This is a genomic window from Bradyrhizobium sp. UFLA05-109 (assembly GCF_054185165.1).
Genome location: NZ_JBBIAR010000006.1, coordinates 118,740 through 131,662, shown reverse-complemented (window position 1 = coordinate 131,662; position 12,923 = coordinate 118,740). Strand labels below are relative to the sequence as shown.

The window sequence follows — 12,923 nt, the reverse complement described above, 5'->3', positions numbered from 1 at the left end:
CACTTCACACCACAGTTGCAGCGTCGGAGCGGGATGACCGCTCCGGCGTTTCGCATCAGCAGGCGGGCAACCTTCGGTGTTGGCCCTGATCAGGCGCCGAGCGCGGCCGAGATTTCGCCAAGCGTTGCCTTCTCGGCGTCGCTGACCAGGACGCCGCCGCCAAACAGGCTTCCACCCTCAGATGCAGCCTCGGCCGTTTTCTGGCTGATCTGGCGGAGCCAATCCTTGAACGCCACGGCGTCACCGGGCGCCTTGGCTGCGAGGATGGCCGAGACTTGCCGCAGCGAGTCGATGGCTTTGGTTTTAACCTCCGCCGGCTTGCTGTTCGCGAGTTCGGCTTTCAATCCATCGCGAGCCACGCTTCTGCCGTCGCCGGTCATGAAATCGGCAACCACCGCCTTGACCAACGCGTTGGCGCTGGGGTCTGTGGCCGCCTGGCTCAGCGCTGCACCACTCGCAAACGACTCCTTGAGCAGGCCCCACAAGCCGCTCGGTTCAGCCGCTGTGATGGCGATTCCTGCATTCATTGGACTTCTCAAGAGCAAGGCCCATTCGTCCTTCGTAAAACTTGTTTTGTCAGCCATAGGTCCACTCCCTGACACGATCCGCCGTGCGAAAACCGATGAGCGCGGCGACAGTCAGGGTCGCCGCGCTCGGAAATTTCAAACTCGGGCCAGCGAATCGAGCTTTGCCCTGAGATCGTCGATCGCCGGTTTCGCGATCGGCCCGACGCCGGGAGCCGCCATGACCTTGTCGCACATCTGGTTGATGGCCGGCATCGCAGCGGCGATTAGTTTGGCGAGCGCAGTTCGTCCTTCGGGCGTGAGCTTCGCCGCGCGTGTGCCGACGTCGTCGAGCTGCGATATTGCCGCGTTGATTTTTGGCAGAGCCGCCTGCGCCCCGGTGGCATCGGTGATGCTCGGAAGCGCCGACTTCAGGGAGTCGATCGTCGTGTTGACCTGGCTGGCCAAGTTCACACCGTCGACAGTCAAGTTCGGAGGTGCCATGCCCACGGTGGTGGCAGGCCGCGCGGGAGCGGTCTGCTCAGCGACCGTCTGCTGGCCAGGACGGTCGAATGCGTACCATGCAAGACCACCCAGGACGACCAGGGCGGCGAGCCAATAGGGCCATTGAGTGGTATTGGTGGCTGTTGCGTAAGCGGAACTCGCCCGTTCGGTTGCGCTCGCGACTCTACTTCCCGCGGCGGAGGCGGCGGTCATCCCGCTGCGTACCCCGGCCCCTGCCTGGTCGATGAGACCCGCAGCGCTGAGCTGGCTGGCAAGGCCTGCCGGGATGGCCGCGGAAATCTGCCCCTTCTGCGAGCGCAGCAGCGATGCCAAACCGTTTGCATCGAGACCAGTTTCGCGCTGGTGCTGCCCCAGCGCGCCCAGCACGATCGGGCCGAGGATGCTGAGCAGCGACGTTCCGCCGCCATCGCCCACGCCGGCAAACTTTCCAACGGCCTGGGCCATGGTCCCCATGGTTCCGGCGCCGAACAATCCGGACAGCATGCCCGCGCCGGTTTCAGCCAGTCGCTCAGGACCCGCGCTGCGCAAAATATCTGCAAGAGAGCCGGCTTGCTGTTGAGACAGCAGCTTCGATAATTGATTGCTTCCAGCAGGAGTTCCGACAAGGTCTGCCAGCCCGGCTAGCAGTGACGGGACAGCTCCGGCTGTTGCCTTCTCGGCTGTGGTTCGATCGATTCCAAGGAATGAAGCGATTTGCGACAGAACTTCAGGAGTCAGGAATTGCATCACAACGGACGTGAGATTGGCGGCCATGGCGTTCTCTCCGCATTGATTGTTGCAATGTTGCTTTGTTGGGGTAGCTCCTGATCTGCGGGTGGGACGACGGCCGTCGCACGATCTCGTAACGCCTTGTCTTGGGAAATTTCTTGGGAAACTTCGAGCTGATGGTTTGGTGTTGGAAATTAGCCGGCGGGTTCCTCCCTATCGACGGAATGTCCGGCGAAATCCTCCAACTGCCGCCCCACTTAGAACATGGGAACCGCACCCCAGTTGAATTCTGACAAAGCACCATCTAACGCTGAATTGCGAAGGAAGTTCCGTTCAACACGAAAGGTCAGCTTGGCTTCATTTTCCGGGCGAGCGGGTTCGGTGCGATCATCGTTCCATCTGTTGCGGGCGTTGCCATCGCGATTCTGATTGGTTGCCTATTTCCGATTGGCAGTCTGGTGGAACTGGCGCCATTGATCTGGTCGGGCCAGGCGCCGCCGATTTGGAATGACTTCAATCGTTGGCCCACTCCTTTGCGCGGCGATGTAGGGCAGGCGCTTTCGCTATCCCCCCAGCGCGCCCTGCGTGTTCACGTACAACGCGTAGATCGACTGGCTCGCCGCCATGAACAGGCGGTTGCGCTTCAGCCCGCCGAAGCAGAGATTGGCGCAGCGCTCGGGCAGCGCGATGCGGCCGATCATGACACCGTCGGGCGCGAACACGACGACGCCGTCGAGTTCGGGATCGCCCATGCCCCAGCCGCACCAGAGATTGCCGTCAATGTCGCAGCGCATGCCGTCCGGGGTGCCTGGCCCGGCATCGATGAAGACACGCTTGTTGGAGATCGTGGTGCCGTCGGGAGAGACGTCATAGGCGAGGATCTTTCGGTTCGGCACGCCGCGCGACTCCACGACGTACAAGATTTTCTCATCCGGCGAGAAGCACAGCCCGTTCGGGCCGAGCACGCCCTCGGCCACGATGGTCGCCTTGCCGGACGCCGGATCAAGCCGGTAGACGTTCGGGTCGATCTCCGACTCCGCCTTGTAGCCCTCGTAGTTGCCGAGCAGCCCGAACACGGGATCGGTGAACCAGATCGAGCCGTCGGACTTCACGACGACGTCGTTCGGCGAGTTCAGCCGCTTGCCGCCGAAAGAATCCATCAGCACCGTGACTGCACCGTCATACTCGGTGCGCACCACCCGGCGGCCGCCATGCTCGCAGGTGATCAGCCGGCCCTGGCGATCCCTGGTGTTGCCGTTGGCGAAGTTGGAGGGTTTTCGGAAAATGGAAACCGTGCCGGTTTCCTCTTCCCATTTGATGATGCGCTGGTTGGGGATGTCGCTGCACAGGAGGTATCGCCCGTCGCCGAACCACACCGGGCCCTCGGCCCAGCGCAGGCCGGTGGTGAGGCGTTCCACAGCCGAGAGCTTCAGCCAGTATTTCTCAAACCTTGGGTCTAGTGCACTTATCGCCGGATCGGGGTAATAGGTCGCCGGCCGCCATCCTTTCGAGGATTCTTGGGAATGTGACGATGCATCGGACATGTGCAGTTCTCGTTGTTGCGTCCCCTCAGGCCAAGTCTGCTATCATTAGAGCCCCACGACCGCAAACTGGTCGCTACCAACGAGGGAAGAAATGCCGCGTATTTTGATGACGGGAGCTTCGGGCGGAATCGGCAGCGCGATGCGCAAATTGCTGCCGCCGATCTATCCGGATCTCCTGCTCTCCGACATCAAGCCGCCTGCCGATCTCGGCGCCGACGAGAAATTCAAGGCGGCGGACCTGTCTGATCTCGCGCAATGCGAAGCGATCTGCGAGGGCGTCGACGGCATTCTGCATTTCGGCGGCTACTCGGTCGAGGGTTCCTGGGACGACATCCTCCAGGCCAATATCATCGGCGGCTACAATCTGTTCGAGGCGGCGCGCAAGAAGAACGTCAAGCGCGTGGTCTTCGCGTCCTCGAACCACGCCGTCGGCTTCTATCCGCGCCACCACAAGATCGGCGCCGACGTCACCCCGCGTCCCGACGGCCGATACGGCGTCAGCAAGGTGTTCGGCGAGGCGGTCGGCGCGCTCTATGCCGACAAGCATGGCCTGAAGGTCACCTGCCTCCGCATCGGCAATTTCGGCGAGAAGCCGCTCGACCAGCGCCGGCTCGCGATCTGGCTGAAGCCCGAGGATCTCGTGCAGCTCTGCCGCATTGGCCTCGAGCATCCCGACATCCATTTCGAGATCTTCTACGGCGCCTCGCTCAACGAGCGCGCCTGGTGGGATAACCATCGCGCCTACGACTTCGGCTACCGTCCCACCGGCCGCGCAGAAGACTTTTGGCAGCACGCCATGGCCGAGCAGGCCAAGCTGAAGCCCGATCCAGTCGGCGACTACTATCAGGGCGGCGCGTTCTGCAGCCTCGAGTTCGATGCCGACAAGAGCCGCATCATCGATTGGACCAAGCGCTAGGCGTGCATTTCGCAAAAATCGATCAGCCCGCGCGACGACACGCCCTGTCCGCTCTCGCCCTCGGGCGCGGGCAGGGGCAGATCGCCGTAGCGCGTCCGGGCGTCGGAACCGACGCCTTAAACAACGTGTTTGCCAACCCGGGCCGCGATTGGCCTCTGCACAAGATACATCACGATCAGGGAAATCACCGCCGTTGTAACAACGACGTATCCTAGCCGGTCGAAATGCCGGAGCGAACCATCGGCATCTTGTGCGATGAGTGCGGCGGCGAGCACGGAGCCGAGACCGCCGGAGAGCTGTTGCAGGGAGGCGCCGATCGCGCTGAAGGAGCCGCGTTGTGCCGGCTCGGGGATCGCGGAAATCAACGCTTGCGACGGGATCATGCGTGAAAAGATTCCAACGAACATCAGGACGTTGACCAGGATCGCGACCGTCAAACTCACCTGGCCGAGATGCGTGTAGATGAGCACCATGACGATGGACATGGCGCTGCCGAAGGCAAAGGTGGGAAACTTGCCAAAAGCATCGCTCGCGCGTCCGACCAGCGGTCCGATCAAGATGCTAAACAGACCGGAGACGAGATAGATCGTCGGCAAATGAACGATATCGATGCCGAGATTGTGTACGGTGTAGGCGCTCCCGAACGGCATCAGCATATAGCCGCCGGTCGCGAGCAGCGTCGTTACCGCGAATGCCATCCAATAGCGAGGCTGCGCGACCGTTGCGATCAGATGCTGGAACGGGTTTTTATCCTGCTTCAGCAAGAGATGGGCGTTCACCGGTTTCATCAATAACAGCACGGCGGCCATCCCGGCGATCGACACGCCGACCAATGCGCCGAACGCGACGTGCCAGCTCCAGTGGTTGGAGAGAAAAAGACCGGCTGGAATGCCCAGCACCTGGCTTGCAGCGAAGGCGGTTTGCACGAAGCCCATGACGCGGCCCCGCAATTGCAGTGCAAAGAGATCGGTCACGATGGCGAGCACAACGGAGCCGATCACGCCGCCGAACAACCCGGTAACGATCCGCCCAAGCAGCAGCACATGATAGTTGGGAGCGATCGCGCAAAGCGCGGTCCCTAGGGTAAACCCGAGATAAAAAAACAACAGCAGCCGCTTGCGATCGAACTGATCGGCAAAGCCGGCCGCCAGGATGCCGGAAATTCCCGCGCTGAATGCGTAGGCGGAGACGGCCACCCCGAACTGCGCGGCCGAAATATCGAGCGCCGGCATGATGATGGCGCCGAGTGGCGACATGATCATGAAATCGATGATGATGGTGAATTGGACAAGCGCCAGCAGCGCGACGAGAATTGACTGGTAGCGCGAAAAGCCGAGGGACACCTCTCGCCGCTCATCGATCGGCTCTGTCAGGGTTTGTTCGGTCATGACATTTTCATTCGGGAGGGAAAAGGATCAGCATGTGCGATGTGCCGCCGGACGCCCGTCCCTATCTATTTCTGGCTCTGCGTAATTTCGATGGCTTGACAAACAGTTTTGAAGCCTGTCTCGGAGCGGTGTCGTCGGGGCAAGCTGCGGTAGGTTCTATCCCACGTTCCATGCATGCCGGGCACTGATATCCAGCTTATTTAAGAGTGCGCAGCTTCGCGTTCAGCTTCCTCGTCCGCGATGCGGGCGAGATAATCCGACTTGCTGAACTGCATGTGATCGACGCAGAGCTGGGCCAGGGCCCAGCTGTCGCGGCCCTTCAACAGCTCGATCATCAATTCGTGCTGGCGCCGTGACAGCGCCAGCCCGTCGCGGTCGGCGAGATTCTTTGCGCGCATCGGCAAGGTCAGGTTCATGTAGTCCTGGAGCGAGCGCACGAGGTAGGGATTGCCGCAGGCCGCGAACAGCGCGACGTGGAAGGCATCGTTGGCTTCGTGGATGCCGCGCAGGTCCTGCATGTCCGCCTTAGCGCAATAGCGCCGCTGCAACTCGGCCAACTCGTCGATCAGGCTTTGCGGCGCGGGCAGGGGGATCATCAGCGCGGCCTGCCGCGTCAGCATCTCCCGCACTTCATAGATCTGCCGGACCTCGTCGGCCGAATAGAAGCGAACGGTGGCGCCGATGTTCTTCTCGCGCCGCACGATGCCGCGCCGCTCGGCCTCCACGAGCGCCTGGCGAACGAAATGCCGCGAGGTGCCGTAGCGCGACATCAGCGCATCCTCGGTCAGGCGCGCGGCCGGCGCGAAGCGGCCGAAAATGATGTCCTCCTCCAGCCGCGCGACCACGTCGTCCGGGTCCTCGCGCCGAAGCGCCGCCGGGCTTGCACTCAAAATCTCCGTCATCCCCTTGGCCTCCTGGGCCGGGCCCCTGGTTCGGTCGCTCCTGTGGAGCAGGGAGGGAGTGGATTGTCAATAATTTGCCGCGCCGGGCGGTGCTGGGGTTGGAAAAAGGTCTAATGGCGGCCTCTGTTATTGACAATCAGGAGCTAGCCTGTACGACAATGGCGAGGCGAACGGAGTGGCATCATGACGAGTGGCTTGCGCAAAGGGCTGACGAGCTATGGCGATGCCGGCTTCTCGCTGTTCCTGCGCAAGGCCTTCATCAAGGCCATGGGCTATTCGGACGACGCACTCGAGCGCCCGATCGTCGGCATCACCAACACCTACAGCGATTACAATCCCTGTCATGGCAATGTGCCGCAGATCATCGAGGCGGCGAAGCGCGGCGTGATGCTGTCGGGCGCGATGCCATTCGTGTTCCCGACCATCTCGATCGCCGAGAGCTTTGCGCATCCGACCTCGATGTACCTGCGCAATCTTATGGCGATGGATACCGAGGAGATGATCCGCGCCCAGCCGATGGACGCAGTGATCGTGATTGGCGGCTGCGACAAGACGCTGCCCGCGCAGGTGATGGCCGCGATCAGCGCTGACCTGCCGACCGTGGTCATCCCCGTGGGTCCGATGGTCGTCGGCCATCACAAGGGTGAGGTGCTGGGCGCCTGCACGGACTGCCGGCGGCTGTGGGCGAAATATCGCGCGGGCGATATCGATGACGTCGAGATCGAGGCGGTCAACGGCCGGCTCGCGCCATCGGTCGGCACCTGCATGGTGATGGGCACGGCCTCGACCATGGCCTGCATGATCGAGGCGCTTGGCCTTTCGCTGCCGATGAGCGCGACGATCCCGGCGCCGCACGCCGAGCGCTTCCGTCTGGCTGAAGCGAGCGGCAAGGTCGCCGCCGGGATGGCCAAGACCAAGGGGCCGAAGCCGAGCGAACTGCTGACGCCGGCCTCGTTCAGGAATGCGCAGGTCGTGCTGCAAGCGATCGGCGGCTCGACCAACGGCCTGATTCATCTCACCGCGATGGCGCACCGCTCGCCGCACCGGCTCGATCTCGATGCCTTCGACAAGCTCGGCCGCGAGGTGCCGGTGCTGGTCGACCTAAAACCCTCCGGCGAGCATTATATGGAGCATTTCCACCACGCGGGCGGCGTGCCGCAACTCCTGGCGCAGCTCGGCGATCTCATCGATCTCGACGCCAAGACGATATCCGGACAAACGCTCCGCGATATCGTTGCCAATGCGGAAGACGTGCCCGGACAAGATGCCATCCGCCCGCGCGACAATCCGATCAAGCCCGAGGGCGGGCTTGCCGTCCTGCACGGCAATCTCGCGCCGCGTGGCGCGGTCATCAAGCAATCCGCTGCGAGCCCCAAGCTGTTGCAGCACACCGGGCGTGCCGTGGTGTTCGAATCGGTCGAGGACATGACCCTGCGGGTCGACGATCCCGATCTCGACGTGACCGCCGATGACGTGCTGGTGCTGCGCAATGCCGGGCCGAAGGGAGCGCCCGGCATGCCCGAGGCCGGTTACTTGCCGATCCCGAAGAAGCTGGCGCGTGGTGGTACCAAGGACATGGTGCGCATCTCGGACGCGCGCATGAGCGGTACGGCCTTCGGCACAATCGTGCTCCACATCACGCCGGAATCCGCCGTCGGCGGTCCGTTGGCGCTGGTGAAGAACGGCGACATGATCCGGCTGGACGTTGCCAAGCGCAGCATCGAGCTTCTGGTTGATGACGCGGAGTTGGCGCGCCGCCGCATCGCCTTTAAGCTTCCGGCGACGTCCGGCGACGCCAGGCGCGGCTATGCCTGGTTGTTCAACGAAACCATTTTGCAGGCCGACGAGGGCTGCGACTTCGATTTCATGCAGAGGACTGGACCAAAGACCGAGAAGGGGTGAGCGACCACCCGCAAAACTCTTCAGCCGCAAAAGCGGCGAACGATAAAACAGGGGGAGACGATGATTGCACGATCCATGCTTGGGCTGGCGGCAACGGCCGCGATCCTGTTCGCAACTAGCGCATCGGCACAAGAGGTGAAGCATTATCGCTTCGCCTATGATCAGCCCAAGACCACGGGGTATGGAATCCTCGGTGACATCTTCAGCGAGAAGCTGAAGGCGCTGAGCAAGGGGACGATGCTCATCGAGCAGTATCCCGGTGCGCAACTCGGGCAAGAGCCGCAAGTCTTGCAACTTGTCAAGGCAGGCGACGTCGAATTCTGTATCTCCTCATCCGCGAACGCCGCGACGCTCTCGCCGCAGGCCGGCGTGATGTCGATGCACTACTTGTTCCGCTCGGAAGACCATCTCATCAAGGCAATGGCGGATCCCGCTGTCGCAGCAGCCGTCAAGGCGATGATTTCGGATACGGTTCAGGGCGCCCACGTCATCGCGCTCGCAACTCTTGGTTTGCGCAACATGTATTCCAAGCGGGAGATCAAAAAGGTCGACGACATGAAGGGCCTGAAGGTGCGGGTGCAGGCGACGCCGACCGAGGACACCATGTTTCCGGCCTATGGCGCGCAGATCGTGCATATGCCGTTCGGCAGCGTCTACACCTCCCTGCAAACCGGCGTAGTCGATGTCGCCGAGAACGGCGTCAACGTCTATCTCGCCAACAAGCACTACGAGGTGGCGCCGGTTCTGTCGATGACCGAGCATGAGGCCAACAACAGTTTGGTCTGGGTCAGCGACAAGCTTTGGAACAGCCTCACTCCCGAGCAGCAGGGTTGGGTCCAGGCCGCCGCCGACGAGGTCAACAAGACCCAGCCGGCCAAGGCGATCGAGCTTGAGCATCAATCGCAAGTCAAGCTGAAGTCGATCGGCGTCAAGATTGTGACCGACGTTGACAAGTCCGGCTTCATCACGATTGCTGATCCCTATCTCGACAAGCTCGCCAAGGATCTCGGCCCGCACGCCGAGAAGATAAAGAACCTGATCCGGTCGATTAACTAGGCGCCAGACGTCGTCATGCCCGGGCTTGTCCCGGGCATTCACGTTCTTCGTTCGAGCCAGCGCCAAGGGCGTGGATGGCCGGGACAAGCCCGGCCATGACGGAAAAGCCGGAGCCGGGAGTGCATCAAACATGGCCATCGCCGACAAGCTCGTCCTGGAGCGCCAGCGTCACCTGAAGTGGCGCAGCCTCGACTGGCTCGAGCTTGCGCTGATGATGCTTTGCGGCGTGCTGTGCTTCGGCTTCTCGCTGTCGGTGACCGCTGACATCGTCACCCGCACCATCGGTCATCCCTGGCTGTGGCTCCAGGAGGTCACCTCGACGCTGTTCATCTACGCGATATTCATCGGCACGGCAGCCGCGACGCGGCGCAACGATCATCTCTATCTCACGGCGATCTCCGAGGCGATGCACGGCACGCCGCGGCTGATCGTCGAGGTCGTCATTCGCATCGTCGTGCTCGGCGTCGCCGCCTGCCTGATCTGGTACGGCTATCTCAACTTTCTCCGCGGCTTCGGCAGTTTTCGCCTGCCGTCGGGCACACCGATCGCCTCCCTGTATGCCATCATCCCGGTGTCAGGCGTCCTGATCGGCCTGTTCACCATCGAGCAACTCGTCAACGGCCTGCGCAACGGGTTTGATCATCCCGAGCCGCTAGACGAAGATGCGGCGCCTCCCGCGACTGGCGAGACGAGGGTGCAGCCGTGAGCGCACCCGTCGTTCTGGCGTTGATGTCGTTCTGCTTCCTGTTCTTCGGCTATCTCGGCGTGCCCGTGCCGTTCTCGCTGATGGCCGGCGTCTTCATCGGCGCGATCCTGTCCGACGTCTCGCTCGCCGCCATCATCCAGAAGATCTTTGACGGCGTCGATTCCGAGGCGCTGCTGGCGATCCCGTTCTTCCTGCTGGTTGGCGAGCTCATGAGCTCGGCGAACGTGGTGGTAAGAATCGCGAATTTGTCGGTATCGCTGGTCGGACATATCAGGGGTGGTCTGTCCCAGGTCGTCGTCGTCTTCAGTATGTTCTTTTCGGAAATGTCAGGCTCGACAACGGCCGACGTCGCCGTGATGAGCCGCGCGCTGGGCGGCCCCATGAAGCGCGAAGGCTACGAGCCGGCATTCATCGCTGCGATCATTGCGTCGGCCTCGACGATTGCGGCGCTGGTGCCGCCGAGCATCACGGCGGTGGTCTATGGCGCCGTCGGCAACGTCTCGATCGCCGGCCTGTTCATGGCGGGCGTGGTGCCCGGCCTGATGATCGGACTCGGCCTGATGATCTACTGCTATTTCTTCGGCCCCTCGGGCCTGCGCAAGCCGCGCGCGCCGCTGCGGCAAGTGGTGTTCGCCGCAGGCGATGCGGCCTTGCCGCTGATGATCCCGGTGATCCTGCTCGGCGGCATCTTGACCGGCTGGTTCACGCCGACGGAAGCCGGCGTCGTCGCCGTGGCCTGGATCATCCTGGTCGTGATCCCCGCATTGAACCGGGGCCACTTCAAGAAGATTCCGTACGACTTCTGCCTCGCCGGGCTGATCTTCTCGCTGCCGCTGATCACGATCGGCGCGGCGAACGCGTTCGGCTGGATGCTCGCTTATTTGCGGGGCGCGAACTATATCGCGGAATGGATCACCTCCATCGCCGGCAACGATCCGCACCTGATCATGCTCTTGATGGTGCTGCTGTTCACCGTGGTCGGCGACTTCATCGAGCCGGTGCCGACCATCATCATCTTCATGCCGCTGGTCAACGCTCTGACGGAGGCGGGCGACATCAACGGCGTGCATATGGGCGTGGTGCTGATCGCAACGCTCGCCTTCGGCCTGATCACACCGCCCTATGGCCTCGTGCTGCTGATGGCATCGAAATTCGTCGGCATCAGCTTTGCCAAGGCGCTGCGCGCCGCATTGTCGATCTACGTCGTGTTCTTCGCCACGATTGCCTTTGCAATCTACTTTCCGAGCGTTGTGCTGTGGCTGCCGCGACACGTGCTTCCCGAGTCGGTCGGTTGCTTCAAATCTCCGGCGGGCACGGGGTATATCTGCCCTCAGTAGCGAAGTTCCTCGACGCGCCATCCCTCCTGTGAGGGCACGTAGCGAAACGGCGTGCCGTGGCGGTTCTGAAAAAAGCTGCCGCACAGCGATCGCGCGAGCGCCTGCATCACCGCATCATGGCAGACGAACAGGATATGCTCGTCGGGGTCCCGCTTCAGCCACGCCGACACGCAAGCCAGCGACCGTTCGGTGACGACGTCCCAGGCTTCGCCATCGGCCGGCAGAATGGAGATGAGGCCTTCTGCCGATCTGACACCGTGCTTCTCCATGGCCGCGCGGACGGAGAGTCCCTCGAAGCTGCCGAAATCGCACTCGATGATGCCGTCGTCGATCGTCAGCGGCGCCGAGATCGCGGCCGCGATGATCTCGGCCGTTTTCGCAGCACGCACCAAAGGGCTTGTGACGATGCGGCCGATGCCGGCGCCACGCAGCACTTCTGCCGCTGCATGAGCCTGTGTGATGCCATCCGTGTTCAGCGGATTGTCGGTCCGTCCCTGGAAACGACCCTCGCGGTTCCAGTCGGTCGCGCCATGACGGAGGCCGTAGAACGAGCGTGGTGGCGTGAGCACGTTCATTTCGACTTGCTCGTGAATTTCTTCACGGCCACGCGGAAATCCTCCGTATGCATGGCCATGATGATCTTGTGCTCCTCCGCATCGAGCTGCTGCCTCACCGGCGTCGTCGCGGCCTGATAGACCAGCGACTTTGTTCCCGCGATCGCTGCTGGCGGATTTTGCGCGAGGCGCTCTGCAAGCTGCCGTGTGGCGGCCTTGAGCTCGGCCGCGGGAACGACCTTGGCGACGAGTCCCCATTCTTGTGCCTGCTGCGCGGTAAAGCTGTCCTCTGCGAGGAAAATCTGCAGGGCGCGCCTTGTCCCGACGGTTCCGACGATCCCGACCGTGCTGCCGCCGTCTGGCGACACGCCGATCTTGGCATAGGCCGGCGTGAACTTGGCATCTTCCGCGGCGATGCAGAGGTCGGTGACGAAGGCGAGCCCCATGCCGGCGCCGGCGGCCGAGCCGTGGACGCTCGAGAGCGACAGTTTTGGCATGCGCCTGAGGGTCTCGATGAAGGCGTGATAATGCTTGAGGAGCTCCCCCACGACCGGCGTCACCGTGTTGGCTTCGGCCGCAGCGCCGATGGTCTGCAGATCGCCGCCGGCGCAAAAGGCGCGGCCTTCGCCCTCGATGACGACGACCCTGATCGCGTCGGAGGCATCGATCTCGGCAGCGAGCTCCTCGAGCCTCTGCGCGATCGCGAGATTGATTGAGTTGAATGCGGCGGGGCGGTTGAGCGTGATGGTGGCGACGCGGCCGTCGATGCGCAGCAGGGCGGCTTCGTCGGGACGAGAGGCGGTGGATGCGGACATGGCAAATCCTCGGCAAGAGGTATTTGCCGCAACTAAATCGCAGAAGGCGAGGGGAGACAATCCCTGC

12 protein-coding genes are annotated in these 12,923 nt (G+C 62.6%); 5 read left to right on the top strand and 7 right to left on the bottom strand.

The window, feature by feature from the left end; translation table 11 throughout:
* Positions 1–89 precede the first annotated feature (89 nt).
* The 3 genes from Q3C01_RS06035 to Q3C01_RS06025 form a co-directional block, all read right to left on the bottom strand.
* Positions 90–527, bottom strand: coding sequence for a hypothetical protein (locus Q3C01_RS06035; RefSeq protein ID WP_458144421.1), 438 nt, complete (start codon positions 525–527; stop codon positions 90–92).
* A 135-nt stretch (positions 528–662) separates the two neighbouring features.
* Positions 663–1,781, bottom strand: coding sequence for a DUF937 domain-containing protein (locus Q3C01_RS06030; RefSeq protein WP_458144420.1), 1,119 nt, complete (start codon positions 1,779–1,781; stop codon positions 663–665).
* Positions 1,782–2,299: 518 nt separating this feature from the next.
* A complete protein-coding gene (locus Q3C01_RS06025) occupies positions 2,300–3,280 on the bottom strand; it encodes an SMP-30/gluconolactonase/LRE family protein (protein WP_458144419.1) in 981 nt (326 codons plus the stop codon).
* 91 nt (positions 3,281–3,371) lie between these two features.
* Between Q3C01_RS06025 and Q3C01_RS06020 the strand changes: the two genes are divergently transcribed.
* On the top strand, positions 3,372–4,196 hold the full coding sequence (locus Q3C01_RS06020; RefSeq protein ID WP_458144418.1) for an NAD-dependent epimerase/dehydratase family protein: 825 nt from the start codon (positions 3,372–3,374) through the stop codon (positions 4,194–4,196).
* A gap of 116 nt (positions 4,197–4,312) precedes the next feature.
* On the opposite strand, the gene Q3C01_RS06015 is transcribed toward Q3C01_RS06020, so the two are convergent.
* Together Q3C01_RS06015 and Q3C01_RS06010 are read right to left on the bottom strand one after the other, a co-directional pair.
* The gene (locus tag Q3C01_RS06015; protein ID WP_458144417.1) at positions 4,313–5,584 is read right to left on the bottom strand and encodes an MFS transporter; all 1,272 of its coding nucleotides are present in this window, start codon (positions 5,582–5,584) and stop codon (positions 4,313–4,315) included.
* A 200-nt stretch (positions 5,585–5,784) separates the two neighbouring features.
* A complete protein-coding gene (locus tag Q3C01_RS06010; RefSeq protein ID WP_458144416.1) occupies positions 5,785–6,486 on the bottom strand; it encodes a GntR family transcriptional regulator in 702 nt (233 codons plus the stop codon).
* A gap of 183 nt (positions 6,487–6,669) precedes the next feature.
* On the opposite strand from Q3C01_RS06010, the gene Q3C01_RS06005 reads away from it, so the two are divergent.
* From Q3C01_RS06005 to Q3C01_RS05990, 4 genes are all read left to right on the top strand, one after another.
* Entirely contained in the window at positions 6,670–8,388 is a 1,719-nt protein-coding gene (locus Q3C01_RS06005) for an IlvD/Edd family dehydratase (protein ID WP_458144415.1), read from the top strand.
* A 60-nt stretch (positions 8,389–8,448) separates the two neighbouring features.
* Positions 8,449–9,444: a TRAP transporter substrate-binding protein gene (locus Q3C01_RS06000; RefSeq protein WP_458144414.1), complete on the top strand. Its 996-nt coding sequence runs from the start codon at positions 8,449–8,451 to the stop codon at positions 9,442–9,444.
* Between the two features lie 130 nt (positions 9,445–9,574).
* Positions 9,575–10,150, top strand: coding sequence for a TRAP transporter small permease (locus Q3C01_RS05995; RefSeq protein WP_458144413.1), 576 nt, complete (start codon positions 9,575–9,577; stop codon positions 10,148–10,150).
* Complete coding sequence (locus tag Q3C01_RS05990; protein WP_458144412.1) at positions 10,147–11,487, top strand: TRAP transporter large permease; 1,341 nt, start codon at positions 10,147–10,149, stop codon at positions 11,485–11,487. The genes Q3C01_RS05995 and Q3C01_RS05990 overlap by 4 nt, the downstream gene beginning before the upstream one ends.
* On the opposite strand, the gene Q3C01_RS05985 is transcribed toward Q3C01_RS05990, so the two are convergent.
* Together Q3C01_RS05985 and Q3C01_RS05980 are read right to left on the bottom strand one after the other, a co-directional pair.
* Positions 11,481–12,062: a histidine phosphatase family protein gene (locus Q3C01_RS05985; protein ID WP_458144411.1), complete on the bottom strand. Its 582-nt coding sequence runs from the start codon at positions 12,060–12,062 to the stop codon at positions 11,481–11,483. The genes Q3C01_RS05990 and Q3C01_RS05985 overlap by 7 nt on opposite strands.
* The gene (locus tag Q3C01_RS05980) at positions 12,059–12,856 is read right to left on the bottom strand and encodes an enoyl-CoA hydratase/isomerase family protein (RefSeq protein ID WP_458144410.1); all 798 of its coding nucleotides are present in this window, start codon (positions 12,854–12,856) and stop codon (positions 12,059–12,061) included. The genes Q3C01_RS05985 and Q3C01_RS05980 overlap by 4 nt, the downstream gene beginning before the upstream one ends.
* Between the last annotated feature and the right edge of the window lie 67 nt (positions 12,857–12,923).

Excerpts from the sequence above, each read along its gene's own strand:
- Q3C01_RS06035 (WP_458144421.1), bottom strand. The coding sequence starts at position 527 with ATGAATGCAGGAATCGCCATCACAGCGGCTGAACCGAGCGGCTTGTGG.
- Q3C01_RS06030 (WP_458144420.1), bottom strand. The coding sequence starts at position 1,781 with ATGGCCGCCAATCTCACGTCCGTTGTGATGCAATTCCTGACTCCTGAA.
- Q3C01_RS06025 (WP_458144419.1), bottom strand. The coding sequence starts at position 3,280 with ATGTCCGATGCATCGTCACATTCCCAAGAATCCTCGAAAGGATGGCGG.
- Q3C01_RS06020 (WP_458144418.1), top strand. The coding sequence starts at position 3,372 with ATGCCGCGTATTTTGATGACGGGAGCTTCGGGCGGAATCGGCAGCGCG.
- Q3C01_RS06015 (WP_458144417.1), bottom strand. The coding sequence starts at position 5,584 with ATGACCGAACAAACCCTGACAGAGCCGATCGATGAGCGGCGAGAGGTG.
- Q3C01_RS06010 (WP_458144416.1), bottom strand. The coding sequence starts at position 6,486 with ATGACGGAGATTTTGAGTGCAAGCCCGGCGGCGCTTCGGCGCGAGGAC.
- Q3C01_RS06005 (WP_458144415.1), top strand. The coding sequence starts at position 6,670 with ATGACGAGTGGCTTGCGCAAAGGGCTGACGAGCTATGGCGATGCCGGC.
- Q3C01_RS06000 (WP_458144414.1), top strand. The coding sequence starts at position 8,449 with ATGATTGCACGATCCATGCTTGGGCTGGCGGCAACGGCCGCGATCCTG.
- Q3C01_RS05995 (WP_458144413.1), top strand. The coding sequence starts at position 9,575 with ATGGCCATCGCCGACAAGCTCGTCCTGGAGCGCCAGCGTCACCTGAAG.
- Q3C01_RS05985 (WP_458144411.1), bottom strand. The coding sequence starts at position 12,062 with ATGAACGTGCTCACGCCACCACGCTCGTTCTACGGCCTCCGTCATGGC.
- Q3C01_RS05980 (WP_458144410.1), bottom strand. The coding sequence starts at position 12,856 with ATGTCCGCATCCACCGCCTCTCGTCCCGACGAAGCCGCCCTGCTGCGC.